Origin of the sequence: Bradyrhizobium sp. ISRA430 (assembly GCF_029909975.1) — a bacterium.
Classification (GTDB): Bacteria; Pseudomonadota; Alphaproteobacteria; order Rhizobiales; family Xanthobacteraceae; genus Bradyrhizobium.
This window is the reverse complement of the sequence record NZ_CP094516.1, coordinates 5,903,115-5,929,889: the sequence shown is the minus strand read 5'-3', so window position 1 is coordinate 5,929,889 and position 26,775 is coordinate 5,903,115. Positions and strand designations below refer to the sequence as shown.

The following is a 26,775-nucleotide window of genomic DNA, read 5'->3' as shown; positions in this document are numbered from 1 at the left end:
CAGCAGCGAGATTGCGGCCCGTTCGTCTCAGCGCAAATCCCGCTAATTATTCGCGCTCGGCGAGTCGTCCATCGCCTTGAACGCCTCTTCGAGCTGCAGCGAGATCGGCACGTTCAGCCGCTCGCCGGTGGGAAGCCGTGCGGTGAACCATTTGTTGTAGAGCGGGACCAGGTCGTGGTTTGAGCCGAGCTTGCGGAAGGTACGCTCCACCACGGCGGAGAGCTGCGGCTCGCCCTTGCGAAACATGATGCCGTAGGGATCATAGGACAGGTAGTCGCCGGTGACGCGGAACTTGTCCTGCGCCTTGTGGCGCACGATCAGGCCGTAGAGCAGGATGTCGTCGGTCGCGAAAGCGTCCGCCTTGCCCTCGGCGAGCATCTGGTACGACTGCTCGTGATCGTCTGCCGTGATGATATTCAGCCCGAGCGAGAACTTCTTGTCGGCCGCATGCATGGCTTGCTCGTTGGTGGTGCCCTTGGTCACCACCACGGTCTTGCCCTTCAGGTCGGTGACGGCGGCGACGCTGGAGGCCTTCGGCACCATCAGCTTGGTGCCGGCGACGAACATCAAAGGCGAGAAGGCGACGCGCCTGCCGCGCTCGGCATTGGCCGTGGTCGAGCCGCATTCCAGGTCGATCTTGTTCTGGAGTACGGCGTCGATGCGGTCGTCGGAGGTGACCTTGACGTACTCGATTCCGAGATTGGGATCGTCGACCTCGATGCCGATCTCCTCCACGATGGCCTCGCACAGCTCGAGGCTGTAGCCGATCGGCCGGTTGGCCTGGTCGAGGAAGGAGAACGGCGGCGAGCTCTCGCGGTAGCCGAGCCGCACGGTATGCGCATTCTTGATGGCCGACAGCGTCGGGCTAAGCCCTTCGCTGCCGCCGCTCTGCCCCGAGGCGCCGGTTGCCAGCAGACACGCCGCCAGCAACAAACCGCCACCCGCAATCGCCATTGAAGGGCGCATGACGCACTCCCATCAATGGCCGGCCATCGCGGGCACTTCGCCGGGCACCATGTCGCCCGGCACGGCATCGTCCGGTTCCATCGCGTGCTCGGGCCCGAGTTCTCCCTCCCACTTCGCCACCACCGAGGTCGCGAGCGTGTTGCCGATCACGTTGGTGGCGCTGCGGCCCATGTCGAGGAAGGTGTCGATACCCATGATCATCAACAGGCCCGCCTCGGGGATGTTGAACTGCGCCAGCGTCGAGGCGATCACCACGAGGGAAGCGCGCGGCACGCCGGCTACGCCCTTCGAGGTGATCATCAAGGTCGCCAGCATCGCGAGCTGCGTGCCGAGCGGCATGTCGATGTGATAGCTCTGCGCGATGAAGATGCTGGCGAAGGTGCAGTACATCATCGTGCCGTCGAGATTGAAGGAATAGCCGAGCGGCAACACGAAGCTCGAGATCCGCGACGAAGCGCCGAAGCGGTTGAGCCCTTCCAGCGTCTTCGGGTAAGCCGCTTCCGAGCTCGCGGTCGAGAAGGCGATCATCAACGGCTCGCGGATCAGCTTCAGCAGATGACTGTAGCGCGGCCCGATCACGATGAAGCCCACGATGACCAGGATGGCCCACAGGATCATCAACGAGAGATAGAAGCCACCCATGAAGACGACGAGCTTCCAGAGCACCAGGAGGCCGTTCTTGGCCACCGTCGCCGTGATCGCAGCCCAGACCGCGAGCGGCGCGAACAGCATCACGTAGCTCGTGACCTTGAGCATGATGTGGCCGAGATCGTCGATCAGCGCGAGGATCGGCTTGGAGCGCTCGGGCATCGCACCCATCGCCACCGAGAAGAACACGGCGAAGATCACGATCTGGAGAATCTCGTTCTGCGCCATCGCGTCAGCGATCGAGGTCGGGATCAGATGGGTCAGAAATTTCTCGATCGAGAACGCCGAGACCGGCAGACCGGTCGACTGCGCCCTGTCCGGCAGCGTGCCGGGGAAGTTCGCGCCCGGCTGGAGCAGGTTGACCATGACGAGGCCCAGCATCAGCGACACGAAGGAGGCGCTGACGAACCAGCCCATGGTCTTGGCGAAGATGCGTCCGAGCTTGGCTCCTGAGCCCATATGGGCGATGCCGCCGACCAGGGTCGCGAACACCAGCGGCGCGATGATCATCTTGATCAGGCGCAGGAACATCATGGCGATCAGGTTGATCGACGAGGCCCAATCGGCGCGCGTATCGGGCAGGAAGTTGTAGATCGCCGAACCCATCACGATGCCCAGCACCATCGCGGCCAGGATGTATTGCGTAAACCTGTTCGACATTGCTTACCCCTACGTACACCGGCGCTTCATGATGTCGCAGATACGACAACTAGGCAACACGCTTAGCGTGCATCGCGGCGCATGAATGTTCCCGTTGCGAAACGGAAGTCCGCGCTCTAGCCTTCATGCAGCGCACAACGAATGCGGCCTGCACCTTTTCTTTGCGGCGGCTGCACCAATAATCGCCAGACAATCACAGAGGGAACGCCATGAGCGCAAACGTCAATCGCCAGATACTTCTGGTGGAAAAGCCGAGCGGCAAGCTTGGTCCCGAACATTTCAAGATGGTGGAGAGCGCGGTGCCGGAGCCGAAGGACGGCGAGGCCTTGCTGCGCGTGCGATACATCTCGCTCGACGCCGCGAACCGCGCCTGGATGCATGGCGCGACCTACCGCTCCGCGGTCGAGGCGAACAGCGTCATGGCCGGCGGCGCCATCGCCGAGGTCGTGGGTGCAAAGGCGCCGGGGCTCGCGCCGGGCGACATCGTGTTCGGCGACACCGGCTGGCAGGACTATGCTGCGGTGCCGGCAAAGCATCTCACGAAAATGCCGAAGCTCGAACCGCTCACGCATCTGCTCAGTGTGTTCGGCATCGCCGGCCTCACCGCCTATTTCGGCCTGCTCGAGATCGGCAAGCCAAAGGAAGGCGAGACCATCGTGGTCTCGGCGGCTGCAGGCTCGGTCGGCTCGATCGTCGGCCAGATCGCCAAGATCAGGGGCTGCCGCGTGATCGGCATCGCCGGCGGCACCGACAAGTGCAACTGGCTGACCTCCGAGCTCGGCTTCGATGCCGCCGTCGACTACAAGGACGACGCGGTGTTCAAGGCGCTGCGCGCCGCCGCCCCCAAAGGCATCGACGTCTATTTCGACAATGTCGGCGGCGACATTCTCGAAGCCTGCCTGCCGCAGATGAACAATTACGGCCGCATCGCCTGCTGCGGAGCGATCTCGCAATATGACGGCGTGCCCTCCGCGCACGGCCCGCGCGGCGTGCCCGGGTTGATCGTGGTGAAGCGGCTCGTCATGCAAGGCTTCATCGTGATGGACTTCATGGAGCAGCGCGACCGCGCGCTGGCCGATCTCCAGGCCTGGGTCAAATCCGGCAGGCTGAAAGTCCAGGAGGATATCATCGATGGGCTGGAGAACACGCCGATGGCGCTGATCGGATTGCTTGCGGGTGAGAACCGCGGCAAGCGCATGGTCAAGCTCTGACGTCGTCACGTCACTTTCGGCGGGCACAATCTACTTGCGGTAGAAGTCAAAGCGGCCAATGATGCGGCTCGCGAGGTATCACTCGCGACGATTGCGATCGCATTAATTTTTGGGAGCCTTGAGCAGAACGCCGCGCGCTCCACCGACAGGGCAGGATTTTGCAGATGTTCAAGACAAGCAAGCATCTCGCAACGCGCCGTGCGTTGCTGGCGACGGCTCTCCTCGCAGTTGCGGCACCAAGCTTCGCGCAGGCGCCGACGGATGCCCAGAAGAGCGCGATCCGCTCCGCATGCCGGGCCGACTATCAGGCCCATTGCTCGAGCGTCACGCCGGGCGGCGCCGAAGCGCTGCAATGCCTCAGCAAGAACATGTCGAGCCTGTCGTCGGCCTGCCAGAGCGCGGTGCGCGCGATCGAGCCCGCGGCCGCGCCGAACACTGAACCCAAGAGCGAAGCTGCGCCGCCCAAATCTGAGCCGGCAAAGTCCGAACCAGCGAAGACCGAGGCGGCGCCCCCCGCTGCACCCGCGGCCAAGCCGGCCGCCGCAGCCGCTCCCAAAGCCGCCGCGCCAACGCAACCGAGCAGTGCGCAGGTCGCGGCAATCAAGAGCGCCTGCCGTGCCGACTATCCCAAGGTCTGCGCCAGCGTGCCGCCGGGCGGCGCGGCGGCGCTCGAATGCCTGGAGAAAAACAAGGCCAAGGTGTCGCCGGCCTGCGCGAAGGCCATGAACGCTGCATCCGGCGGCGCGGCGGCTGCGTCGGCAGGGGCGGCTCCTGCCGCTGCGGCGACGCCTGCCGCGGCGCCGACCGTGATCGTGCTGCGGCCGTTGCGGCCGCGCGAAGAGCTGTTGATCGTGCGGTCGGCATGCGGCGGCGACATCCGCACGCTGTGTGCCGGCGTCGCGCCGGGCGGCGGCCGCATCGCGCAGTGCCTTGCATCCAATGCGGCAGGGCTGTCGCCCGCGTGCAAGGAGGTGCTCGCGCCGTTCGCGGCACGATAGAACCGCGCGGGACAGCGTGCGCAGCCACATCTGGCGGCGTGTGAGGGATCCGGGTGCAGCGCTGCGTCTGACGGCCGGGTGGCCAAGCCACCGCCGTTTGGCTATGCTCGCCGGATGACGGTTTCGGAAATCGCGTCAAACGCGCGACCGGATCGTGTTCCGGGCGCCATGCCTTGCCGATAATTCCTCTGGCGCGGGAGGCCGGAGCACATTAGTCTACCCTGAGATAGTAAGTATACTGTCAATTAGGGAGGCAGACGTTGCGGATCGCCGTGATCGGCGGAGGGCCCGGAGGGCTCTACTTCGCCTATCTCTGGAAAAAGCGTCACCCCGAGGATCAGGTCGACCTGTTCGAACAGAACCCGGCCGACGCGACCTGGGGCTTTGGCGTCGTGTTCTCCGAACAGGCGCTGGAATTCCTGCGTGCCGACGACCCCGAGACCGTCGATGCAATCGCGCCGCACATGGAGAGCTGGGAGAACATCACGCTGAACCTGCAAGGCGACAGCGTCGCCATCGACGGCGTCGGCTTCTCCTCGATCGGGCGGCTCGAGCTGTTGAAGTTCCTGCAGCAGCGCGCGCTCGATGTCGGCGTTACATCACGCTTCGACACGCCAGTTCATGCGATCGACCAGCTCAACGGCCACGATCTGATCGTGGCCGCCGACGGCCTGAACTCGCTGGTGCGTCGCGCCTTCGAGGGCGATTTCGGCACCTCGCTGTCCTACTCCTCCAACAAGTTCGTCTGGTACGGGACCTCGAAGCGCTTCGACACGCTGTCGCAGACCTTCGTGAAGACCGACCGCGGCGCCTTCAATGCCCACCACTATCGCTATTCGCCGAGCATGAGCACTTTCCTGGTCGAATGCGACCATGCGACTTGGCAGGCCTACGGTTTCGCCTACAAGGATGTCGAGCAATCCAAAGGGATCTGCGAGGAGGTCTTTGCGGATACGCTCGGCGGCCATTGCCTGGTCTCCAACAAGTCGGTCTGGCGCAATTTCCCCTGGGTGTGGAACGAGCACTGGTCGTTCAAGAACATGGTGCTGATCGGCGATGCCCTGCACTCGGCGCATTTCTCGATCGGCTCCGGCACGCGGCTCGCGATCGAGGACGCCATTGCGCTGGTGAAGGCGCTGGAATCGGATGCGCATCTGGCCACCGCGCTGCATCGCTATCAGGCCGAACGCAAGCCGGTCGTGCAGAAGCTGGTCAATGCCGCCCGCACCTCGGCCGGCTGGTACGAGCATTTCGCCGACCATATGAATCTCGACCTGATGGATTTTGCCTACAGCTACATCACCCGGTCCGGGCGCATCGACGATGCCCGGCTTCGCGCGATGTCGCCGGCCTTCATGACGCAATATGAGGCCGCCAAGAACGGCGGAGGTGCGACATGAGCAGCGAGATCCGTGACCAGGTGCCCGCCGACGGTCCGGGCGCGCGCGAGATCGGCTTTGCCGTTCCGCAAACCTATAATGCGAGCCGCGTGTTGTTCGATAATCTTGCCAAGGGACGCGGCGACAGCATCGCGCTGGTCGGGCCGGCCGGCACGCGCACCTATGCCGAGCTCTGTGCCGAAGCTGGCCAGTGGGGCAACGGCTTCGCCTCGCTGGGGCTGCAGCGCGGCGATCGCGTGCTCATGTTCCTCGACGACACGCCGGCCTATCCGGCCGCCTTTTTCGGCGCGGTGCGCGCCGGCTTCGTGCCGCTGCTGATCAACACGCTGACGCCGCCGGACCTGCTGCAGTTCTATCTCGCCGATTCCGGCGCGAGCATTGCGGTGGCGGACGCCGAATTCGCATCGCGCTTCAACGCCGAGGCGTGCAAGGACACCGCCCTGCGCACGCTGATCGTCGTCAATGGCGAGGTGCGTGACCACGCCGCGCCGGAAGCAATCGCGGCTGCAGGCTGGCTCGCGCAGTTCCCGGCCGAGCTCGCGGAAACCGCAACGCATCGCAACGAGATGGCGTTCTGGATGTATTCGTCCGGTTCGACCGGTCGCCCCAAAGGCATCGTGCATCTCCAGCACGACATGGCCTATAGCGAGCTCGCCTTTGCGCAGAACGTGTTGAGACTGACGCCCGGCGACATCTGCTTCTCGGTACCAAAGATCTTCTTCGCTTACGGCTTCGGCAACTCCATCACCTTCCCGTTCTCGGCCGGCGCGGCAACGCTGCTCCTGCCCGGCCAGCCGAAGCCCGGGGCGATCTTCGCGGCGATCGAACAACACAAGCCGACGGTATTTTTCGGTCTGCCGACGCTCTACACGTCACTGACGAAGGCGGAGGAGGCAGACAAAACGAATTTTTCGTCGCTGCGCATGGCGCTCTCCGCAGCCGAGGTGCTCTCGGCCGAAGTCTTCAACGGCTGGAAGAAGCTCACCGGCCTCGAGATCGTCGAAGGGCTCGGCTCGACCGAGGTGCTGCACATCTATCTCTCCAACCGCGAGGGGCAGAAGAAGCTCGGCGCCGCGGGCTTGCGCGTGCCCGGCTACGAGGTCGCGCTGAAGGACAAGGACGGCCACGACGTCGGCGACAACGAGGAAGGCATCTTGTGGGTACGCGGCGATTCCAACACGCCGCTGTACTGGAACCGGCCGGACAAATCCGCCGAGACCATCCGCGAAGGCGGCTGGATCTACACCGGCGACCGCTTCGTGCGCGATTCCGACGGCTTCCACTTCTTCCGCGGCCGCGCCGACGACCTCGTTAAGATCTCCGGCCAGTGGGTCTATCCGCTCGAGGTCGAGCTGTGCCTGGCCGATCACCCCGACATTCGCGAATGCGCGGTGTTCGCAACTGAGCTGCCCGACCGCCGCATGACGCTGAAGGCGGTGGTGGTGATGAACAACCGCGCCGCCGATCAGAGCGAGGCGACACGCAGGCTGCAGGACTACGTCAAGGGCAAGCTGCTGCCGTACAAATATCCGCGCGAGGTGATCTTCATCGACGAACTGCCGAAGACGGGCACGGGGAAGATCGACCGGCAGGCGTTGCTGAGGATGTGAGGTAGCGGCCTCATCAATTTTCTCAGTGTCATCGCCCGCCTTGTGCGCAATTGCGCACTGGGGCGGGCGATCCAGTATTCCAGAGGCGGTAACGAATACGGAAAAGCCGCGGCGTACTGGATTCCCCGCTTTCGCGGGGAATGACGACCATTATTGTTGCGACAGCGTCCCCTCACCCCGACTTCCCCAAATGCTCAAGCGCATCCTCAGCCCGCAACGGCACGCGTGACGCCTCGTTGTTCAGATCGACGAGCTGCACCAGGAGCGCCATCAGCGCCTTGCGGTCGGCGGGCTTCAGCGGCTCCAGCATGCGCGCCTGGGCGCGCTCGACGGCGGGGATGATGTCGCGCAGGATCGCGGCGCCGGGCTTGGTCAGGTAGAGCAGCTTGATCCGCTTGTCCTCGGGCGCCGGCTTGCGCTCGATGTAGTCCTTGGCCTGAAGCCGCTCGATCACGCTGCCGAGCGTGGAGCGGTCGAAGGCGATCACCGCCGACAGCCGCGTCGCATCGATGCCGGGGTGGGTGTGAATCGCGATCAGCGCCGCATATTGCACCGGCGTGAGGTCAAAGCTTCGGCACTCCTCCATGAATATCGAGACCGCGATCTGTTGCATGCGCCGGAACAGATAGCCCGGCGCGGCATAGACCGCGTCCATCGTGATCGGAGGGGCGGGCTTACTCGGCATCGGGCTGCTTCTCCGGCGCGGCATTGGCGAACGCCGGCAGCGCCTTCGCCGCGGCTTCCGCCTTGAGCAGGCGCGGATAGGCCGAGACGTCGACGCCGAAGCGGCGCGCATTGCCGAGCTGCGGCACGAGGCAGAGATCGGCGAGCGTCGGCGCATTGCCGAAACAGAACGGACCCGACTCGTCCTTGATCAGCGTTTCGCAGGCCGACAGCCCTTCGCGGTTGACCCAGGCGGCCCATTCCTGGACCTTCTCCTCAGGCAGGCCGAGCTCGCGCAGCCGCACCAGCACCTTCAGGTTCTGGACCGGATGGGTGTCGCAGGCGATCGCCAGCGCGAACGCCCGCACCTTGGCGCGTTGCAGCGGATCCTTCGGCAGCAGCGGCGGGTTCGGATGGGTCTCCTCTAGCCATTCGATGATGGCGACCGACTGGGTCAGCACCGCGCCCGTATCGTTCTCCAACGCCGGTACCAGGCCCTGCGGGTTGACGGCGAGATAGGCGGGCGCGCATTGCTCGCCCTTGCGCAAATGATGCGGCAGATGCTCGGCTCCGAGCCCCTTCAGGTTCAGCGCGATCCGCACCCGATAGGCCGCGCTGGAGCGGAAATAGCCGTGCAGCTTCATCGGAACCCTCCCATGAATTTTCCCGTTCATCATTCGGGGACTCGCGAAGCGAGAACCCGGAATGACACTGCTATATAGGCGCCATTGACGCTACAAAGATTGTCAGTATGCTGTCAATCTAGACAAGAACGACAGGAGGCGCGCCATGGAAGCCGTGACCAAGACGCCGGAACGCGAGGCGTTTTACCGGAAGATCGACGGCGAAAATCTCACCGCGCTCTGGACTGTGATGAGCGACCTGATCACGCCGGAGCCGAAGAGCGCCTGCCGGCCGCACCTCTGGAAGTTCGATGTCATCCGCGACTACATGACCGAGGCCGGCAAGCTGATCACCGCGAAGGAAGCCGAGCGGCGCGTGCTGGTCCTGGAAAATCCCGGCCTGCGCGGCCAGTCGAAGATCACGACGTCGCTCTATGCCGGCGTGCAGATGGTGGTGCCCGGCGACGTCGCGCCGGCCCACCGCCACAGCCAGTCGGCGCTGCGCTTCGTGCTCGAGGGCAAGGGCGCCCACACCGCAGTCGACGGAGAGCGCACCGCGATGGAGCCCGGCGACTTCATCATCACGCCGTCGATGACCTGGCACGACCATTCCAACGAGACCAGCGAGCCGATGTTCTGGCTCGACGGCCTCGACATCCCGCTGGTGCAGTTCTTCGACTGCTCCTTTGCCGAAGGCTCGAACGAAGACCAGCAGAAGATCACGAAACCCGCCGGCGACAGCTTTGCGCGCTATGGCCACAATCTCCTGCCGGTCGACCTGAAGCGGAATTCGAAGACCTCGCCGATCTTCAGCTATCCCTATGCCTACACTCGCGACGCGCTGGAAAAGGCCAAGACGCGCGAAGAGTGGGACGCCTGCCACGGCCTGAAGCTGAAGTTCAGCAATCCCGAGACTGGCGATTTCGCGATGCCGACCATCGGCACCTTCATCCAGCTCCTGCCAAGGGGATTCAAGACCGCGCGCTACCGATCGACCGATGCCACCGTGTTCTGTCCGATCGAAGGGCGCGGCCGCACCCGCATCGGCGAGGCGACGTTCGAATGGGGCCCGCGCGACCTGTTCGTCGTGCCGAGCTGGCACTGGGTCACGCACGAGGCCGACGCCGACGCAGTGCTGTTCAGCTTCTCCGACCGCCCCGTGCAGCAAAAGCTCGACCTGTTCCGCGAGGACCGCGGGAATGCGTGAGGCGGGCCCCCGATGTCACATTCGGTGTCGTCCCGACGCGCTTGGCTAGCTACTTCCACCCCACCACCAGCGCATCGACGATCGTCACGCCCTGCCCCTCGGCGTGCACGAGCACCGGGTTGAGCTCGAGCTCCGCTATCTCGTTCGCATGTCGCGCCGCGAGCACGGAGACGTCGGCAATGAGCTGCGCCAGTGCCGCGACATCTGCCTTTGCCGCTCCGCGAAAGCCATTCAGGAGCGGTGCGGCCTTCAGGCTCGCCAGCATCGCGCCGGCCTCCTCCGCGCTCACCGGCGCCGGGCGATAGACGATGTCGCGGAACAGCGCGGTGGTGATGCCGCCGAGCCCTACCATCACCATCGGACCGAACGTCTTGTCCGTCATCGTGCCGACGATGATCTCGATACCCTTCTTCGCCATCGGCCCGACCAGCACGCCCTGAATCTCGGCTTCGGGTCGGTGCTTGCGCGCATTGCCGAGCAGCGCCTCGAACGCCAGGAATACTTCGCCCTTGGTCGTGATGTTGACCCGCACGCCGCCGACCTCGCTCTTGTGCGCGATATCAGGCGACTGAATCTTCATCACCAGCGGGAAGCCGACGCGCGCGATCGCCTGGTCGAGCGCAACCTTGTCGCTCACCAGCACCTCATCCGGCAGCTCAATTCCCGCGGCACGGAGCAGCGCCTTGCTGTCGGCTTCGGACAGAACCGGCGATTTCAAATGCACGGAGAGATCGCGCGCCGGCAGCCGCATCTCATCCGCAGGCTTCGGCAGCCTGAAGCGGGCATGATCGACGAGTTGCCGCATCGCGACCCCGACATGGGTGAGGCCGGAGAGCACGACCGCGCCGGATTTCGCAAGCTCGCGCCGGGCGAAGTCCGACGGCAGCGTGTATGAATAAAACACCACCGGCTTGTGCTGCGCGGTTAGCACGGGCTTCAGCTCAGCTTCCTTGAACGGCATCCGCACCTCGCTCGACAGCGACAGCACGACCAGGATCGCGTCGACCTCGGCTGAGGCCGTGAGCAGATCGACGCTCTTTTGAAGACCGCCTGAAGTCACGCCCTGCGCGGTGACGTCGATCGGGTTGCGCGCAGTGCCGTAGGATGGCATCAGCGCCCTGATCCCGGCCTGGATGGACTCGGAGAGCTCAGGCACTTGCAAGCCGTGCAAAGCCACTGCATCCGCGCCCCAGATGCCGGCGCCGCCGGAGACGGTGACGACCGCGACGCGATCGCCCTTCGGCAGCGGGTTGCTTGCAAGCACCGCCGCGATGGTCAGGGCCTCGTCGAGATCGTTGGAGACGATGAAACCGTATCTGGCGAACACCGCATCATAGGCCGCCGACCAGCCGGCCATGCTGGCGGTGTGCGAGGCGGCCGCACGCATCCCCGCGCCGGAGCGGCCGACCTTGGTGACGATGACCGGCTTTTTCATCTCCGCGGCGCGACGCGCGGCGGCAAGGAATTTGTCGACGTCGCGGATGCCCTCGATGAACAGCAGGATCACGTCGGTCGAGGCATCCTGCACCAGGTAGTCCAGGAACTCGCCGGCGCCGAGATCGGATTCGTTGCCGGCGCTGACGACATAGCTTACGGCAACGCCGAGCGCCTTGGCGCGGTGATAGTAGGCAAAGCCGACGCCGCCGCTCTGTGCGACGATGCCGATCCGCTTTTGCGTGGCAACGAGCGGAACGACGCCCGGCTTGACGTCGACTGCCGGGCTGAAGGTCGCCGCCACCCGCTGCACCTGGCTGAAAAAGCCCTCGGCGTTCGGACCGGAAATCCGCATGCCGGTGCGCTTGGCCAAGGCCGCGATCGCGTCCTGCATCGCGGCGCTGTCGCCGCCCTCCTCGGCAAAGCCCGAGGAGATGATGACCGCATTCTTCACGCCGGCGCTAGCGCATTGCTCGAGCGCGGCGAGCACTGCGCGGGCGGGAATGATGATGATTGCAAGATCGATCGGCGCACCGACCTCGGCGATCGATTTGTAGCAGGCGAGCCCGTCGATCTCGGCGTAGTTCGGGTTCACCGGATAGATCTTTCCGGGATACTCGTTCTTGCGCAGCATCGCGAGCAGCCGCCCCGGTATCTTCTCATGATCGCGCGAAGCCCCGATCAGCGCGATGCTTGCCGGCGCGAAGAAGCTATCGAGCGGATGCGGCATGTGGCATTTCCCCTTCTTGTTTTTGTGAGCCCTTCCGCACTCAGCTCAATCCGTCATCCTGAGATGCGAGTTGTTTGCGGCTCGCGTTCCCACATCGTCATTGCGAGCGCAGCGAAGCAATCCAGGAATCTGTCCGCGGATTCATGTCTGGATTGCTACGCTGCGCTCGCAATGACGGAGTTTAGGCCGCGACGTAGCTCTTTCAATTCAGGTCTGAAGCGGCAGCCAAAGTTTCGCATCCTCGCAGCGTGACGGGTTACGATCAAGGGATCAACTGACGCGGAACGTCACCCCGCCCAGCAGAAACTCATTGCCCGCCACCGCGTGTCCCTTCGTCTTGGCAGCATGAAGCACGCTTGCGACGTCGCTGACGCGAAACTCCAGCGCGCTCATGATCTCGCCTGCGCCCCTCACGAAACGGAAGCTGGCATTGGGCAGCGTCAACTCATCTACGCCCCCCTCAGCCTTGCCAGGTGCGACGCCGACGATCTTGCCCCAATGTTCGGCCAGACTTTGCGGATCCGGGCTCTGCATCTCCACGCCCGTCAGCGCCCGCGTCACATCCTTGCGAATGAACTTCTGCCAATCCGGTCCCGCCGGCGGATACGGACCCAAGATGTCGTCGCTGCCTTCGGTGTGGTTGAACTCGATGAAGGCGGCGCGGCAGTCGCGCGGGTGGAGCTGCACGCCATGATAGGGCGCGTGATCGATCACGTTCGCCGTGCGCACGCCCATGGCATTCGCATTGCGGCCGCGCTCGTCCGGATCGTTGCAGCAGAAGATCGCCATGTAGCCGCCGCGGCCGGCGGTTTTCGCGATGAAGCGGCCGGCCGCGGTGCCGTCCCTGAACGGTGCCACCACCTCGAGCAGGATCGTATCGACCGGGAGCAACGCATTCTCCAAGCCGTATTTTGCGACATTGCCATCGCGATAGCAGACGGCGAGGCCCATGATCGCGGCGATATCGGAGATCACCGGCCCGAGCTGCGGCGCGACCAGGCAGATCTGCCGGAGCCGCATATAGGCCGCCATCGTCACGCGCCCTTGAACGCAGGCTTGCGCTTCTCGACGAAGGCCCTGGCGGCCTCCTTGTGATCCTCAGTGTCGCCGCAGCGGGTGTGATGGATCGCCTCGCCGTCGAAGCAATCCTCCAGCGCCAGATGCTCGGCATTGTTGATATTGCGCTTGATGTAGCCGAGTGCGATCGACGGTCCCTGCGCCAGCGACAGCGCGAGCTCGTGCGCTGCGGCATCGATCTCGGCATCCGGCACGACCTTGGTCACCAGGCCGATCGCATGCGCCTCCCTGGCACTCAGCACCGGCGACGTCAGATAAAGCTCGCGGGCCCGCGCGCCGCCGAGAAGCTGGGTCAGGAAATAGGTGCCGCCGTAGTCGCCCGAGAAGCCGACCTTGGCGAAGGCGGTCGTGATCTTGCAGGACTCGGAGGCGACGCGCAGATCGCAGGACAGCGCCATCGAAAGACCGGCGCCGGCCGCAGCACCGTCGAGCTGCGCCACCACGGGCTTTGGCATCTGATGCAGGATGCGCGAAACTTCCATGCCGCGGCGCAGGTTGGCGAGCTTGGTCTCGAACGGCAGCGGCGCGCGTCCCTCCGCCATCGACTTGACGTCGCCACCGACACAGAAGCTGCCGCCGGCGCCCTTGAACAGCACCGCGCGCACCTCCGGATCGTCAGCCGCGCGCCGCGCGGCTTCGACCAGGCCGCGCACCATGTCCGGGTTGAGCGCGTTTTTGCGCTCGGGGCGGTTCATGGTGATGGTGAGCAGTCCGCCTTCGAGCTTTTGCAGGACCATGTCGTTGCTCATGGAACGTTTCCCTTGTTGTTGTTTGATCGGACCATGTCCACACCGTCATTGCGAGCGCGGCGAAGCAATCCAGATATGCATCCGCGGAAAGATTCTGGATTGCTTCGTCGCTACGCTCCTCGCAATGACGGTGCCGGTTCCGTCATTGCGGGGCGCGCCCCTTGGCGCGAGCGCCCCGGAATGATGCTTCGCGTCACTTCTTTACCAGCGGGCAGCGCGACTGCTCCAGCGACTGGAACGCCTCGTTGCCGGGCACGGTAGCGAGCAGCTTGTAGTCGTCCCAGCGGCCCTTGGATTCCGACGGCTTCTTCACCTCGAACAGATACATGTCGTGGGTCATGCGGCCGTCCTCGCGAATCTTGCCGTTCTTGGCAAAGAAGTCGTTGATCGGCGTCTCCTTCATCACCTTCATGACGGCCGCGGAGTCCGTCGTGCCGGCCGCCTTCACGGCTTTCAGGTAATGCGTGACGGACGAATAGACGCCGGCCTGCGCCGAGGTCGGCGGCCGCTTCACACGCTCCTGGAAGCGCTTCGAAAACGCGCGCGTGTCGTCGTTGAGGTCCCAATAGAAGGCCTCTGCCAGCAGCAGGCCCTGCGCCGTCTCCAGTCCGATGGAATCGATATCGGTGACGAAGGCGAGCAGCGGCGAGATCTTTTGACCGCCCTTGGTGATGCCGAACTCGGCCGCCTGCTTGATGGCGTTGACCGTATCGCCGCCGGCATTCGCCAGCCCGATCACCTTGGCCTTGGAGGCCTGCGCCTGCAGCAGGAAGGAGGAGAAGTCCGACGTGTTGAGCGGATGGCGGACATTGCCAAGCACCTTGCCGCCGGTCTTGGTCACGACATTGCTGGTGTCCTTTTCCAGATCCTGGCCGAAGGCGTAATCGGCGGTGAGAAAGAACCACGTATCGAGGCCCGATTTCACGGCGGCGAGGCCCGTCACATTAGCCTGAGCGTACGTGTCGAACACATAATGCACGGTGTAGGGGCCGCAGGCCTCGTTGGTAAGGCGGATCGAACCGGGACCGTTGAAGATGATGATCTTGTTGCGCGCTTTCGCGATCTCGCCGGCGGCGAGCGCGGTTGCGGAGGCCGCGACGTCATAGATCATCTCGACGCCCTGGTTGTCGAGCATGTCGCGGGCGATGTTGGCGGCAAGGTCGGCCTTGTTGAGATGGTCGGCCGCCAGCACCTGGATCTTGCGGCCCAGCACCTCGCCGCCAAAATCTTCCACCGCCATCTTGGCCGCGGTCTCGCTGCCGGGACCGGTGATGTCCGCATACAGGCTTGACATGTCGAGGATGCCGCCGATCTTGAGCGGCGGCTTGTCCTGGGCCTGCGCGGCGCTCGCGCTCACGGCAAATGCGGCCGCAAAAATGCCGGACAAAATTCGCTTCATCAAAATCCTCCCTTGATCGCCTTACTCTGACGGCGGCTTGGTTATTGCTCTTGGTTATCGGTATTGCCGCAATCATGCCGCATGCGCGAGAGCGCAGCAAGCGGGGCCGCGATGCGAGCCACGCGATCAACGCGCGTTTTCCGCAAAACGGAATGGCGCGATCGGCGAATGTGTTTCCACATTCGTCATTGCGAGCGAACCGAAGCAATCCAGAATCCTTCCGCGGAGACAGTCTGGATTGCTTCGCTTCGCTCGCAATGACGGAGAATGAGGCGATGCCGGAGCAAAGTCGCAACAGTTGTAGCGTGGGCAAAGGTGCGCTCTTCGCACGCCGTGCCCACCAGTCCGTTTCGCTCGGCAAAGTGGTGGGCACGCTTCGCTTTGCCCTCCCTACGGCTTTGAGTTAAGAGAGACATACAACGCAACCTCTCCGGGCAACGTGAAGCGACCGCTTACTCTCATCGCCGCAGCAGCGCTCCTCATCGGATCGCACGACATCGTGCTCGCGGCGGCTTGCCAATTCGAGTCTCAAGGCGAGGGACGCGTCGCTGCGATCACCGATGCACGCAGCCTGCGTCTCGATGATGGCCGCGAGGTGCGTCTCGCCGGCATCGAGCCGACGGCCACGACGCAGCAGGCGCTGACGGCGCTGCTCGTCGGCCGCGACGTATCGCTTTACGGCAGCGACGACACGCCCGATCGTTACGGGCGGCAGCCCGCGCTTGTCTTCATCCGGGACAGCGCAACGTCGGCACAGGCTCTCCTGCTCGCCCAAGGCCAGGCGGTCGTCTCGGCCGAGATCGCGGACAAGGACTGCGCGGCCACCCTGATGGCCGCCAAAACCGAGGCGCGGCGCCAAAAAAAGGGCAACTGGGCTGCCCCGTTGGCCATAAAAAACGCGGAAAGTCCGGACGATATTTTGGCCGGGATTGGGCGCTTCATGGTGGTCGAGGGCAGAGTCCGGTCGGTCCGGCAAGCTGGGGCAATGACATACCTCAACTTCTCCCGGAACTGGACACGTGGCTTTGCCGTGACTATTTCAAGGCGCATCGTACCGGCCTTTGAGAGCGCCGGGATCGCTCTTAAGTCTCTGGAGAATCGACAGATTCGAGTCCGAGGCTGGGTCGAGGGGAATACGGGGCCTCGGATTGACGTACGCCTCGTGGGACAGGTTGAGTTGCTGGACACAAGCGCGCCGGCAGGGGTAAGGCCGTAAAGGCCAGGCACGGGTTAAGCGACGTGAATGGGGTGCTAGAACGGCACGGAAAGGGTGATGGCCGCCGCCTTCGGGCTGCGCCGGCTACCCTATGCCTTTTGCTCGGCACGACCCTCGCCGGCTGCGGCGATATGGGGCGGTTCCAGGCCGCCGCACCGGCGCCGACGGTCGCGTTGCCCAAGCCGAAGCCGGCCGTCGCGCAAACGCCGGCGACCGAAAAGGAACACGAGCGCATCCTGGCGAGCTATGGCGGCACCTACGACGATCCGCGGCTGGAGTCGCTGGTCACCAAGACCGTCGAGCGGCTCGTCGCGGCCTCCGATCGCCCCGACCAGGGCTACAAAGTCACCATCCTCAATTCCGGCGCGGTGAACGCGTTCGCCTTGCCGAACGGACAGCTTTACGTCACGCGCGGCCTGCTGGCGCTGGCCAGCGACACCTCTGAATTGTCCTCTGTGCTCAGCCACGAGATGGCGCATGTGCTGTCGAAGCACGCCGCGATGCGCGAGGACCAGGCCCGCCAAGCCGCGATCGTCACCCGCGTCGTCACCGACATGAGCAACGATCCCGAGCTCACCGCGCTTGCGCTCGCCAAGACCAAGCTCACCATGGCGAGCTTCTCGCGCAACCAGGAGATCGAGGCGGACGGCATCGGGGTGGGCATTTCCGCCCGCGCGCATTTCGACCCCTATGGCGCGGCGCGCTTCCTCGCCGCGATGGAGCGCAATGCCGAGCTCAAGGCGGGCAAGAATTCGCTCGATCCGCGCGCGCAGGATTTCACCTCGTCGCATCCGGCCACCCCGGAGCGGGTGCAGAATGCGCAGACGATCGCCCGGCAATACGGCGCGCCCGAAGGCGGCGAGCGCGACCGCGAGAGCTACCTCGCCGCGATCGACAACCTCGTCTATGGCGAGGATCCCAGCGAAGGCTTTGTCCGCGGCCGCCGCTTCCTGCATCCAAAACTCGGCTTCACCTTCCAGGCGCCGGACAATTTTACGCTCGACAACACTGCGCAGGCTGTGATCGGCGTGCGCGAAGGCGGCTCGCAGGCGATGCGTTTCGACGTCGTGCGCGTTCCGGCCGAGCAGTCGCTCGGCGATTATCTCAACTCCGGCTGGATGGAAGGCGTCGAGAAGGCCTCGACCGAGGATATCACCATCAACGGCCTTCCGGCCGCGTCCGCCACCGCCAAGGGCGACCAGTGGCAGTTCAAGGTCTATGCACTGCGCTTCGGCAGCGACGTCTACCGCTTCATCTTCGCTACAAGGCAGAAGACGACCGAGAGCGAGCGCAATGCGCGCGAGACCGTCAATTCATTCCGCCGCCTGACGCTCGAGGAGATCCAGGCCGCGCGGCCCCTGCGCATCAAGGTGATCACCGTGCAGCCTGGCGACACCGTCGAATCGCTCTCTCATCGCATGGCGGGCGTCGATCACCCGACCGAGCGCTTCCGCGTGCTGAACGGCCTCGATGCGCATGCGCAGGTGAAGGTGCGCGACCGCGTCAAGATCGTGGTGGATTGACGCGCGTCAGCTTCTCGTAGGGTGAGCGAAGCGAAGCGTGCCCACCACTTTGACCGCAATGACGGGAAGATAGTGGGCACGGCGCTACGCGCCTTTGCCCGCTCTACGACGCCACAAACTCAATCGTCGTCTCGGCGAAGGTCGGAACGACGGCTGAGCAAGATCAGCCGCCTGCGCACCAACCAACCGCCCAAAGACTGCTTAGCGCCCCGCATCCATATCCCCCGCCTCGCGCTGGCCGCTGAGCCACAGCGCGACGAGGGTCCACAGCGCGCCCGAGAGCAGATAGGCGCCCGAAGCAATGACGCCCAGATTGGTGGCGAGCAGAAGGGCGGCGAGCGGGGCGAAGCCGGCGCCGAACAGCCAAGCCATGTCCGAGGTGAGCGCCGAGGCCGTGTAGCGGTACATCTGCTTGAAATTCGAGGCGATCGCGCCCGAGGACTGGCCGAAGGACAGGCCGAGCAGGATGAAACCGATCACCATGTAGATGGTCTCGCCGAAGGCGCCGGCGTCGAGAAGCTGCGGAGCGAAGCCGCTATAGACCGCGATCGCGATCGCCGAACCCATCAGCAGCGACTTGCGGCCGACCCGGTCGGCGATGATGCCCGAGACCACGATCGCGGCGACCCCGAACACGGCGGCGACGATCTCGATGATCAAGAAGCGCACCGGGCTTTCACGCGTGAACAGAAACACCCAGGACAGCGGAAACACCGTGACCATGTGGAACAGCGCGAAGCTCGCCAGCGGCGCGAATGCGCCGAGCATGATGTTGTGGCCTTCGCGCGCGACGGTGTCGGAGATGCGGGCCGGCTGCAATTCGCGGGTCTCGAACAGCGAGGCATACTCCTCCGTCGCTACCATGCGCAGGCGGGCGAACAGCGCCACGACGTTGATGGCGAAGGCGACGAAGAACGGATAGCGCCAGCCCCAGTCGAAGAAATCGTCCGCCGACAGATTACCGGCGAAATAGGCGAACAGGGCGCTTGCCACGATCAGCCCGAGCGGCGCCCCGAGCTGCGGCACCATCGCGTACCAGCCGCGCTTCGATGCCGGCGCGTTCAGCGCGAGCAGCGAGGCAAGGCCGTCCCACGCACCACCCCACGCCAGACCCTGGGCCGCGCGCGCCATCGCCAGGAGCCAGATCGCCGAGGCTCCGATCTCGTGATAGCCGGGCAGGAACGCGATCGCGACGGTGGCGGTGCCGAGCACGAACAGCGCGGTGACCAGCTTGGCCGTCTTGCCGTATTGCCGGTCGATCGTCATGAATATGACGGTGCCGAGCGGCCGCGCCATGAAGGCGAGCGCGAAAATGGCGAAGGAATAAAGCGTGCCGGTCAGCTCGCTCGCGAACGGGAAGACCAGACGGGGAAACACGATCACCGAGGCGATCGCGTAGACGAAGAAGTCGAAGAATTCCGAGGTGCGGCCGATGATGACGCCGATGGCGATCTCGCCGGGGCTGGCCTGGTCGTGGCCATGCTCGCCCGAGTGGAGGTCTGCCATTGCGGGGGTGTGTGCCGTCGCCATCGTGCGCCCTTAACGTCCTGAAAATCAAAGCCGACCACCCGGCGGGCGCCGGGCAACCTGCCCCTCTCTGAACCAACCTCCCGCACCGCAACATTGGACAAATTGTCCAATGTCCGGATTGTTGCGCCGCAGCTACCCGTTGGCCCCGCAAGGGAAACTCATTCTAGAAGGCTCGGCCCGTGTCTCGTCTCAAGATCCTGGCGCTACTACCTTTGGCAGTTGCGCTCAGCGGCTGCAACTACATCGTGCTGGCGCCAGCCGGCGATATCGCTGCCCAGCAGCGCGACCTCGTCATCATCTCCACCGTCCTGATGCTCCTGATCGTTCTGCCCGTCATGGCGCTGACGGTGCTGTTCGCCTGGCGCTACCGCCAGTCCAACAAGTCGGCGCGCTACGAGCCGGATTGGGACCACTCGACCAAGCTCGAGCTAGTGATCTGGTCGGCGCCGCTTCTGATCATCGTGTGCCTCGGCGCGCTGACCTGGATGGGCACGCACCTGCTCGACCCCTATCGCACGCTCGGCCGCATCAACGCGGAGCGCGCCGTGGACCAGGCCAAGGCCCCGCTCGAGGTCGACGTCGTCGCGCTCGACTGGAAATGGCTGTTCATCTATCCGGACTACGGCGTCGCCACCGTCAACGAGCTGGCTGCTCCCGTCGATCGCGCGATCAATTTCCGCATCACTGCATCCTCGGTGATGAACTCGTTCTACATCCCCGCGCTCGCCGGCCAGATCTACGCGATGCCAGGCATGGAGACCAAGCTCCACGCCGTGGTGAACCACGCCGGCACCTATAAGGGCTTTTCGGCGAACTACAGCGGCGCCGGCTTTTCCGGCATGCACTTCGCCTTCCACGGTCTCGACGACAAGGCCTTCGACGCCTGGATCGCCAGCGCCAAGTCGGCCGGCGGTTCGCTCGGTCGCGCGGAATATCTTCAGCTCGAGAAGCCGAGCCAGAACGAGCCGGTGCGGCGTTACGGCAGTGTCGATGCCGATCTCTACCGCCTGATCCTCAACATGTGCGTCGAGACCGGCAAGATGTGCCAGAGCGAGATGATGGCGATCGATGCCAAGGGCGGCCTCGGCCATGAGGGCCTGAACAACACCCTGCCGCTCGCCTACGACAAATACGCCCGCCGCGGCACCGCGCTTGGCGGCGAGCCGACCTTCGTCGCCGGCACCTGCACGCCCGATGCGCCGCAGGGCCAGACCACCGCGTCGATCAAGGCGCCGAGCGACGCCACGCCGCTGCTCGGTGCCGGCCTGAAGCGCCCGAGCTTCACGCCGCTCAAATCTTCGTCCTTCTTCCTCGGACAACGTCCGAAGTCAGACTCCTAACGAGAGCTCGCATGTCTCCTGATCTCATCAAGCTCATCTTCGGCCGGCTCAGCATCGAATCGTTGCCGCTGCACGAGCCGATCGTCGTCGGCACCTTCGTGGTGGTCGCGCTCGGCGGCATCACGCTGCTCGGCGGTCTCACCTATTTCCGGCTCTGGGGCTATCTCTGGCGCGAGTGGTTCACCACCGTCGACCACAAGCGCATCGGCATCATGTACATGATCCTCGGCATCGTGATGCTGCTGCGCGGCTTTGCCGACGCACTCATGATGCGCGGCCAGCAGGCGCTCGCGTTCGGCGGCTCGGAAGGCTATCTCAACGCCCACCATTACGACCAGGTCTTCACCGCCCACGGCGTGATCATGATCTTCTTCGTGGCGATGCCGCTGGTCACCGGCCTGATGAACTACGTCGTCCCGCTGCAAATCGGCGCCCGCGACGTGTCGTTCCCGTTCCTGAATAATTTCAGCTTCTGGATGACGGTCGGCGGCGCGGTGCTGGTGATGGCTTCGCTGTTCATCGGCGAATTCGCCCGCACCGGCTGGCTCGCTTATCCGCCGCTGTCGAACATCGGCTACAGCCCTGACGTCGGCGTCGACTACTACATATGGGCGCTGCAGGTCGCCGGCGTCGGCACGACCTTATCCGGCATCAACCTGATCTGCACCATCGTCAAGCTGCGGGCCCCGGGCATGACCATGATGCGGATGCCTGTCTTCACCTGGACCTCGCTCTGCACGAACGTGCTGATCGTCGCCTCGTTCCCGGTTCTGACCGTCGTGCTCGCGCTGCTCTCGCTCGATCGCTACGTCGGCACCAACTTCTTCACCAACGACTTCGGCGGCAGCCCGATGATGTACGTGAACCTGATCTGGATCTGGGGCCATCCCGAGGTCTACATCCTGGTTCTCCCCGCGTTCGGTATCTTCTCCGAGGTGACCTCGACCTTCTCGGGCAAGCGGCTGTTCGGCTACACCTCGATGGTCTACGCCACGGTGGTCATCACCATCCTGTCGTACCTGGTCTGGCTGCACCACTTCTTCACCATGGGGTCGGGCGCCAGCGTCAACTCCTTCTTCGGCATCACCACGATGATCATCTCGATCCCGACGGGAGCGAAGATGTTCAACTGGCTGTTCACGATGTATCGCGGCCGCATCCGCTTCGAGCTGCCGATGATGTGGACGATCGCCTTCATGCTGACCTTCGTGATCGGCGGCATGACCGGCGTGCTGCTCGCAGTGCCGCCGGCCGACTTCGTTCTGCACAACAGCCTGTTCCTGATTGCGCACTTCCACAACGTGATCATCGGCGGCGTGGTGTTCGGCGCCTTCGCCGGCATCGGCTACTGGTTCCCGAAGGCGTTCGGCTTCAAGCTCGATCCGTTCTGGGGCAAGCTGTCGTTCTGGTTCTGGGTCACCGGCTTCTACCTCGCCTTCATGCCGCTCTACGTGCTGGGCCTGATGGGCGTGACGCGGCGCCTGCGCGTGTTCGACGATCCGTCCCTGCAGATCTGGTTCATCATCGCCGCGATCGGCGCCGGCCTCGTCTTCCTCGGCATCATCTGCATGCTGGTGCAGTTCGCGGTCAGCTTCCTCCGGCGAGAGCAGCTCAAGGACGTCACCGGCGATCCCTGGGATGCGCGCACGCTGGAATGGGCGACCTCCTCGCCTCCGCCGGCCTACAACTTCGCCTTCACGCCCGTCGTTCACGACAATGACGCGTGGTGGGACATGAAGAAGCGCGGCTACCAGCGGCCGCTCACCGGCTTCAAGCCGATCCACATGCCGAGCAACACCGGCACCGGCATCATCCTCGCCGGCTTTGCGACTGCGATGGGATTCGGTCTAATCTGGTACATGTGGTGGCTGGCCGCCGCGAGCTTCATCGCGATGCTCGCCGTCGGCATCGGTCACACCTTCAACTATCACCGCGACTTCGACATCCCGGCCGATGAGGTCGTCCGGACCGAGGACGCGCGCACCCAACTGCTCGCCGGAGCCAAGTCATGACGATCGCTGTCAAACCCACCCAAACGGGCGAGCCGCTGTTCTACCTCGCCGACGAGCATCCGCATCCGGAAGGATGGAGCACCGCGCTCGGCTTCTGGATCTATCTGATGAGCGACTGTCTCATCTTTGCGATCCTGTTCGCCACCTTCGGCGTGCTCGGCGCCAACTACGCCGCCGGCCCGGCGCCGAAGGACCTGTTCGACCTGTCGCTGGTCGCGGTGAACACCTCGATGCTGCTGCTGTCGTCGATCACCTATGGCTTTGCCATGCTGACGATGCAGCAGAACCGCATCGGCCAGACGCAGATGTGGCTCGCCATCACCGGCCTGTTCGGCGCCGCCTTCATCGGCATCGAGCTCACCGAGTTCGCCCACATGATCCATGAGGGCGCGACGCCCCAGCGCAGCGCCTTCCTCTCCGCCTTCTTCACCCTGGTCGGCACCCACGGCCTGCACGTCACCTGCGGCCTGATCTGGCTGGTGACCTTGATGGTGCAGGTCTGGAAGTTCGGCCTGATCGAGGCCAACCGCCGTCGCCTGATGTGCCTGTCGATGTTCTGGCACTTCCTCGACGTGGTCTGGATCGGCGTCTTCACCTTCGTCTATCTCCTGGGAGTGCTGCGATGACCACCGACACCCACGCCACGGCTGCAGACCATCACCACCACGACGACCACGCGCACGGATCGCTCTCGACCTATCTGCTCGGCTTCGTGCTCTCGGTCGTGCTCACCGCGATCCCGTTCTGGCTGGTGATGAGCGGCGTGCTTCCCAGCAAGCAGATCACCGCGCTGGTCATCATGGCCTTCGCCGTGGTGCAGATCGTCGTGCACATGATCTACTTCCTGCACATGAACACGACCTCCGAGAACGGCTGGAGCATGATGGCGCTGATCTTCACCATCGTCATGGTCGTGATCGCGCTGTCCGGCTCGCTGTGGGTCATGAACCACCTCAACAGCAACATGATGCCGATCCACGAGATGAGCGGGATGAAGTGAGCAAGGCGGGGACCGTGAGCGACATGGAAAACGGGACGCGCGGCAAGACCGCGCGCCCCGCCTTGTGGCTTACGGTCCCCGCGCTCGCCGCGTTCGCGCTCCTGATCGCACTCGGCGTCTGGCAGATCGAGCGCCGCGCCTGGAAGCTGGCGCTGATCGACCGCGTCGAGCAGCGCGTCCACGCCGCGGCCCAGCCGATTCCTTCGCCTGCGGCCTGGCCCACGGTCTCCGCGGCAAATGACGAATACCGGCACGTCGCCGTGACAGGCCGCTTCCTGCACGACCGGGAAACGCTGGTTCAGGCCGTCACCGAGGAAGGCGCCGGCTATTGGGTGCTCACGCCGCTCCGGCGCGAGGACGGCACGCTGGTCCTGATCAATCGCGGCTTCGTGCCAGCCGAGCGGCGCGACGCATCGACGCGGCAGGACGGCAATCCGGAAAGCACCGTCGAGATCACCGGCTTGTTACGCATGACGGAGCCGAAAGGCGGGTTCCTGAGGAATAACGATCCCGTCCACGACCGCTGGTATTCGCGGGACGTTGCTGCAATCGCAGCGGCTCGCGGCATGCACGATGTTGCCCCCTTCTTCATCGATGCTGATGCGGCGCCGCGCGCAGGCGGAGGTCCAATCGGCGGATTGACCGTGATCCGCTTTCCCAATAACCACCTGATCTACGCGCTGACGTGGTTTGCCCTGGCCTTCATGCTGGCCGGTAAATTTTACGTCACATTCGGCGGCGGGCTGTTCCGCCGCACGCGCTTCGTCCACGAACCGGCCGGCGGCCCTGATGCCTCCGCCCGCAGGACGGGATCAGATGCTGGAACGATCGTCGAGCCAACCTGACGACGGGAAGACGCTTCCCCAGACGCCTGCCCATGGTGAGCTGGCCGTCACGCTGCAACCGCAGTCGGACGCGCGCAGCGGGCTGACCGGCGCCTCGCCGACAGACGACGAGACCAACCGCAAGAACATGGCGCTGCTGATCCAGCTCCGCTGGACCGCGGTGGTCGGCCAGGTCGTGACCATCGGTGCCGTGCATTTCGGGCTCGGCATTCCCTTGCCGCTGGAGCGGATGGGCGCGGTGATCGGTGCGCTGGTCCTGCTCAACGTCTCGAGCCTTGTCTGGGTGCGTCATCGCGCGGCGGTTACCAACAACGAGCTGCTGGTTGCTCTTATGCTCGACGTCGCTGCGCTGACCGCGCAGCTTTACCTCAGCGGCGGCGCGACCAATCCCTTCACCTCGCTGTTCCTGCTCCAGGTGACGCTGGGAGCGGTGCTGCTCGATGCCCGCTCGACCTGGTCGCTGGTCGCGCTGACCTGTGCGAGCTTCGTCTGGCTGACGGTGGCCTACCGGCCGCTCGAGCTGCCGCCCAATCCGCTCAGCGAGACCTATACCCTCACTGTTGCCGGCATGCTGCTCGGCTTCGTCCTCAATGCCGTGCTGCTGGTCGTGTTCGTGACCCGCATCAACAGGAACCTGCGCGAGCGCGACGCGCATCTGGCCGCGCTGCGCCAGCATGCGGCCGAGCAGGATCACATCGTCCGCATGGGCCTGCTCGCCTCCGGCGCCGCTCACGAGCTCGGCACGCCGCTCGCCTCGCTCTCGGTCATCCTCAGCGACTGGCGCCGCATGCCGGATCTCGCCGCCGATCGCGAGCTCGCCGAGGATCTCGCCGAGATGGAAACCTCGCTGCAACGCTGCAAGACCATCGTGACCGGCATCCTGGTCTCCGCAGGCGAGGCGCGCGGCGAAGGATCGTCGCCGACCACGGTGACGGCGTTCCTCACCGACATGGTCGAGGAGTGGCGCAATGCGCGCTCGGCGCGGACGCTGTATTTCGTCAACACGTTCGGCGAGGACGTCGCGATCGTCTCCGACGTGGCGCTGAAGCAGGTGATCTTCAACGTGCTAGACAACGCCTATGAGGTCTCGCGCGACTGGGTCGAGCTGCTCGCCGAGCGCGAGGACGACAAGCTTGTGCTGTCGGTCAGCGACCGCGGCCCCGGCTTCGCGCCCGAAATGCTGGCGCAACTCGGAAAGCCCTACCAATCGAGCAAGGGGCGCGCCGGCGGCGGGCTCGGCCTGTTCCTGGTCGTGAACGTCGTGCGCAAGCTGGGAGGCAGCGTGACCGCCGAGAACCACAGGAAGCGCGGTGCCACCGTCCGCCTCACGCTGCCGCTTGCAACGCTCGCAATCGGAGGCGGCTTTGACGCCTGACCGCTCGCTCATCGTCGTCGAGGACGATGCCGGCTTTGCCCGCACGCTCAAGCGCTCCTTCGAGCGGCGCGGCTATGAGGTCGTGCTGGCTGCATCGATCGAAGAGGTCCGGAAGGTTCTGGAGGAGCGCTCCTTCGGCTACGCCGTGGTCGATCTCAAGCTCGGCGGTGCCTCCGGCCTTGCCTGCGTCGAGCTGTTGCACAGCCACGATCCGGAGATGCTGATCGTCGTGCTGACCGGCTTTGCCAGCATCGCCACCGCGGTCGAAGCCATCAAGCTGGGCGCCTGTCACTATCTGGCAAAGCCTTCCAACACCGACGATATCGAGGCGGCCTTCCACAAGGCCGAAGGCAACGCCGAGGTCGCGCTCGATACGCGACCGACCTCGATCAAGACGCTGGAATGGGAGCGCATCCATCAGACGCTGATCGAGACGGATTTCAATATCTCGGAAGCAGCAAGACGGCTGGGCATGCACCGGCGCACCTTGGCGCGGAAGCTCGAGAAGCGGCCGGTGAAGTAAGGCTCGTCGTCCCGGGGGCGCGCAAAGCGCGAGCCC

24 protein-coding genes are annotated in these 26,775 nt (G+C 64.5%); 15 read left to right on the top strand and 9 right to left on the bottom strand.

Annotated features, from left to right (window positions below; translation table 11 throughout):
- Positions 1–42: 42 nt before the first annotated feature.
- Complete coding sequence (locus MTX21_RS28115) at positions 43–966, bottom strand: amino acid ABC transporter substrate-binding protein (RefSeq protein ID WP_280967895.1); 924 nt, start codon at positions 964–966, stop codon at positions 43–45.
- Positions 967–978: 12 nt separating this feature from the next.
- Positions 979–2,274: a dicarboxylate/amino acid:cation symporter gene (locus MTX21_RS28110; RefSeq protein ID WP_280967894.1), complete on the bottom strand. Its 1,296-nt coding sequence runs from the start codon at positions 2,272–2,274 to the stop codon at positions 979–981.
- A 209-nt stretch (positions 2,275–2,483) separates the two neighbouring features.
- On the opposite strand from MTX21_RS28110, the gene MTX21_RS28105 reads away from it, so the two are divergent.
- The 4 genes from MTX21_RS28105 (at position 2,484) to MTX21_RS28090 (ending at position 7,493) form a co-directional block, all read left to right on the top strand.
- Complete coding sequence (locus tag MTX21_RS28105; RefSeq protein WP_280967893.1) at positions 2,484–3,485, top strand: NADP-dependent oxidoreductase; 1,002 nt, start codon at positions 2,484–2,486, stop codon at positions 3,483–3,485.
- A gap of 164 nt (positions 3,486–3,649) precedes the next feature.
- The gene (locus tag MTX21_RS28100; protein WP_280967892.1) at positions 3,650–4,483 is read left to right on the top strand and encodes a cysteine rich repeat-containing protein; all 834 of its coding nucleotides are present in this window, start codon (positions 3,650–3,652) and stop codon (positions 4,481–4,483) included.
- 260 nt (positions 4,484–4,743) lie between these two features.
- Positions 4,744–5,883: an FAD-dependent monooxygenase gene (locus MTX21_RS28095; protein WP_280967891.1), complete on the top strand. Its 1,140-nt coding sequence runs from the start codon at positions 4,744–4,746 to the stop codon at positions 5,881–5,883.
- Positions 5,880–7,493: a benzoate-CoA ligase family protein gene (locus MTX21_RS28090; protein ID WP_280967890.1), complete on the top strand. Its 1,614-nt coding sequence runs from the start codon at positions 5,880–5,882 to the stop codon at positions 7,491–7,493. The genes MTX21_RS28095 and MTX21_RS28090 overlap by 4 nt, the downstream gene beginning before the upstream one ends.
- A gap of 172 nt (positions 7,494–7,665) precedes the next feature.
- On the opposite strand, the gene MTX21_RS28085 is transcribed toward MTX21_RS28090, so the two are convergent.
- Positions 7,666–8,178: a MarR family transcriptional regulator gene (locus MTX21_RS28085; protein ID WP_280967889.1), complete on the bottom strand. Its 513-nt coding sequence runs from the start codon at positions 8,176–8,178 to the stop codon at positions 7,666–7,668.
- A complete protein-coding gene (gene maiA, locus MTX21_RS28080; RefSeq protein WP_280967888.1) occupies positions 8,168–8,800 on the bottom strand; it encodes a maleylacetoacetate isomerase in 633 nt (210 codons plus the stop codon). Before maiA ends, MTX21_RS28085 begins: the two co-directional genes overlap by 11 nt.
- 145 nt (positions 8,801–8,945) lie before the next feature.
- Here maiA and gtdA point away from each other — a divergent pair, with 145 nt between their 5' ends.
- Complete coding sequence (gtdA, locus tag MTX21_RS28075) at positions 8,946–9,986, top strand: gentisate 1,2-dioxygenase (RefSeq protein WP_280967887.1); 1,041 nt, start codon at positions 8,946–8,948, stop codon at positions 9,984–9,986.
- A 49-nt stretch (positions 9,987–10,035) separates the two neighbouring features.
- On the opposite strand, the gene MTX21_RS28070 is transcribed toward gtdA, so the two are convergent.
- The 4 genes from MTX21_RS28070 to MTX21_RS28055 form a co-directional block, all read right to left on the bottom strand.
- Positions 10,036–12,150: an acetate--CoA ligase family protein gene (locus MTX21_RS28070; RefSeq protein WP_280967886.1), complete on the bottom strand. Its 2,115-nt coding sequence runs from the start codon at positions 12,148–12,150 to the stop codon at positions 10,036–10,038.
- Positions 12,151–12,420: 270 nt separating this feature from the next.
- Positions 12,421–13,182, bottom strand: coding sequence for a hypothetical protein (locus MTX21_RS28065; RefSeq protein ID WP_280967885.1), 762 nt, complete (start codon positions 13,180–13,182; stop codon positions 12,421–12,423).
- Between the two features lie 2 nt (positions 13,183–13,184).
- Positions 13,185–13,976: an enoyl-CoA hydratase gene (locus MTX21_RS28060; RefSeq protein ID WP_280967884.1), complete on the bottom strand. Its 792-nt coding sequence runs from the start codon at positions 13,974–13,976 to the stop codon at positions 13,185–13,187.
- Between the two features lie 193 nt (positions 13,977–14,169).
- On the bottom strand, positions 14,170–15,375 hold the full coding sequence (locus MTX21_RS28055; protein WP_280967883.1) for an ABC transporter substrate-binding protein: 1,206 nt from the start codon (positions 15,373–15,375) through the stop codon (positions 14,170–14,172).
- Positions 15,376–15,425: 50 nt separating this feature from the next.
- Between MTX21_RS28055 and MTX21_RS28050 the strand changes: the two genes are divergently transcribed.
- From MTX21_RS28050 to MTX21_RS28040, 3 genes are all read left to right on the top strand, one after another.
- On the top strand, positions 15,426–15,782 hold the full coding sequence (locus MTX21_RS28050) for a hypothetical protein (protein ID WP_280967882.1): 357 nt from the start codon (positions 15,426–15,428) through the stop codon (positions 15,780–15,782).
- Between the two features lie 32 nt (positions 15,783–15,814).
- Positions 15,815–16,591 carry a thermonuclease family protein gene (locus tag MTX21_RS28045; protein ID WP_280967881.1) on the top strand — a complete coding sequence of 259 codons (777 nt, stop codon included), beginning with the start codon at positions 15,815–15,817 and terminating at the stop codon, positions 16,589–16,591.
- A 131-nt stretch (positions 16,592–16,722) separates the two neighbouring features.
- The gene (locus MTX21_RS28040; RefSeq protein ID WP_280971178.1) at positions 16,723–18,114 is read left to right on the top strand and encodes a M48 family metalloprotease; all 1,392 of its coding nucleotides are present in this window, start codon (positions 16,723–16,725) and stop codon (positions 18,112–18,114) included.
- Positions 18,115–18,315: 201 nt separating this feature from the next.
- On the opposite strand, the gene MTX21_RS28035 is transcribed toward MTX21_RS28040, so the two are convergent.
- Positions 18,316–19,644, bottom strand: a complete 1,329-nt coding sequence (locus MTX21_RS28035; protein ID WP_280967880.1) for an MFS transporter — start codon at positions 19,642–19,644, stop codon at positions 18,316–18,318.
- Positions 19,645–19,823: 179 nt separating this feature from the next.
- Here MTX21_RS28035 and cyoA point away from each other — a divergent pair, with 179 nt between their 5' ends.
- From cyoA to MTX21_RS28000, 7 genes are read left to right on the top strand one after another with little or no spacing between them, the layout of a single operon-like run.
- The gene (gene cyoA / locus MTX21_RS28030; RefSeq protein ID WP_280967879.1) at positions 19,824–20,984 is read left to right on the top strand and encodes a ubiquinol oxidase subunit II; all 1,161 of its coding nucleotides are present in this window, start codon (positions 19,824–19,826) and stop codon (positions 20,982–20,984) included.
- Positions 20,985–20,995: 11 nt separating this feature from the next.
- The gene (gene cyoB / locus MTX21_RS28025) at positions 20,996–22,996 is read left to right on the top strand and encodes a cytochrome o ubiquinol oxidase subunit I (protein ID WP_280967878.1); all 2,001 of its coding nucleotides are present in this window, start codon (positions 20,996–20,998) and stop codon (positions 22,994–22,996) included.
- Positions 22,993–23,622: a cytochrome o ubiquinol oxidase subunit III gene (gene cyoC, locus MTX21_RS28020; protein WP_280967877.1), complete on the top strand. Its 630-nt coding sequence runs from the start codon at positions 22,993–22,995 to the stop codon at positions 23,620–23,622. Before cyoB ends, cyoC begins: the two co-directional genes overlap by 4 nt.
- Complete coding sequence (cyoD, locus tag MTX21_RS28015; RefSeq protein ID WP_280967876.1) at positions 23,619–23,996, top strand: cytochrome o ubiquinol oxidase subunit IV; 378 nt, start codon at positions 23,619–23,621, stop codon at positions 23,994–23,996. The genes cyoC and cyoD overlap by 4 nt, the downstream gene beginning before the upstream one ends.
- On the top strand, positions 23,993–24,841 hold the full coding sequence (locus MTX21_RS28010) for an SURF1 family protein (protein WP_280967875.1): 849 nt from the start codon (positions 23,993–23,995) through the stop codon (positions 24,839–24,841). The genes cyoD and MTX21_RS28010 overlap by 4 nt, the downstream gene beginning before the upstream one ends.
- Positions 24,813–26,216: an ATP-binding protein gene (locus MTX21_RS28005; RefSeq protein WP_280967874.1), complete on the top strand. Its 1,404-nt coding sequence runs from the start codon at positions 24,813–24,815 to the stop codon at positions 26,214–26,216. Before MTX21_RS28010 ends, MTX21_RS28005 begins: the two co-directional genes overlap by 29 nt.
- Positions 26,206–26,739, top strand: coding sequence for a response regulator transcription factor (locus MTX21_RS28000; RefSeq protein WP_280967873.1), 534 nt, complete (start codon positions 26,206–26,208; stop codon positions 26,737–26,739). The genes MTX21_RS28005 and MTX21_RS28000 overlap by 11 nt, the downstream gene beginning before the upstream one ends.
- The last annotated feature ends 36 nt before the right edge of the window (positions 26,740–26,775 follow it).

Coding starts and splice junctions, on each gene's coding strand:
- cyoB (WP_280967878.1), top strand. CDS start 20,996: ATGTCTCCTGATCTCATCAAGCTCATCTTCGGCCGGCTCAGCATCGAA.
- cyoC (WP_280967877.1), top strand. CDS start 22,993: ATGACGATCGCTGTCAAACCCACCCAAACGGGCGAGCCGCTGTTCTAC.
- MTX21_RS28060 (WP_280967884.1), bottom strand. CDS start 13,976: ATGAGCAACGACATGGTCCTGCAAAAGCTCGAAGGCGGACTGCTCACC.
- gtdA (WP_280967887.1), top strand. CDS start 8,946: ATGGAAGCCGTGACCAAGACGCCGGAACGCGAGGCGTTTTACCGGAAG.
- MTX21_RS28085 (WP_280967889.1), bottom strand. CDS start 8,178: ATGCCGAGTAAGCCCGCCCCTCCGATCACGATGGACGCGGTCTATGCC.
- MTX21_RS28070 (WP_280967886.1), bottom strand. CDS start 12,150: ATGCCGCATCCGCTCGATAGCTTCTTCGCGCCGGCAAGCATCGCGCTG.
- MTX21_RS28005 (WP_280967874.1), top strand. CDS start 24,813: ATGCTGGAACGATCGTCGAGCCAACCTGACGACGGGAAGACGCTTCCC.
- MTX21_RS28065 (WP_280967885.1), bottom strand. CDS start 13,182: ATGGCGGCCTATATGCGGCTCCGGCAGATCTGCCTGGTCGCGCCGCAG.
- MTX21_RS28105 (WP_280967893.1), top strand. CDS start 2,484: ATGAGCGCAAACGTCAATCGCCAGATACTTCTGGTGGAAAAGCCGAGC.
- MTX21_RS28040 (WP_280971178.1), top strand. CDS start 16,723: ATGGGGCGGTTCCAGGCCGCCGCACCGGCGCCGACGGTCGCGTTGCCC.
- MTX21_RS28115 (WP_280967895.1), bottom strand. CDS start 966: ATGCGCCCTTCAATGGCGATTGCGGGTGGCGGTTTGTTGCTGGCGGCG.
- MTX21_RS28090 (WP_280967890.1), top strand. CDS start 5,880: ATGAGCAGCGAGATCCGTGACCAGGTGCCCGCCGACGGTCCGGGCGCG.
- MTX21_RS28110 (WP_280967894.1), bottom strand. CDS start 2,274: ATGTCGAACAGGTTTACGCAATACATCCTGGCCGCGATGGTGCTGGGC.
- MTX21_RS28035 (WP_280967880.1), bottom strand. CDS start 19,644: ATGGCGACGGCACACACCCCCGCAATGGCAGACCTCCACTCGGGCGAG.
- MTX21_RS28100 (WP_280967892.1), top strand. CDS start 3,650: ATGTTCAAGACAAGCAAGCATCTCGCAACGCGCCGTGCGTTGCTGGCG.
- MTX21_RS28055 (WP_280967883.1), bottom strand. CDS start 15,375: ATGAAGCGAATTTTGTCCGGCATTTTTGCGGCCGCATTTGCCGTGAGC.
- cyoD (WP_280967876.1), top strand. CDS start 23,619: ATGACCACCGACACCCACGCCACGGCTGCAGACCATCACCACCACGAC.
- maiA (WP_280967888.1), bottom strand. CDS start 8,800: ATGAAGCTGCACGGCTATTTCCGCTCCAGCGCGGCCTATCGGGTGCGG.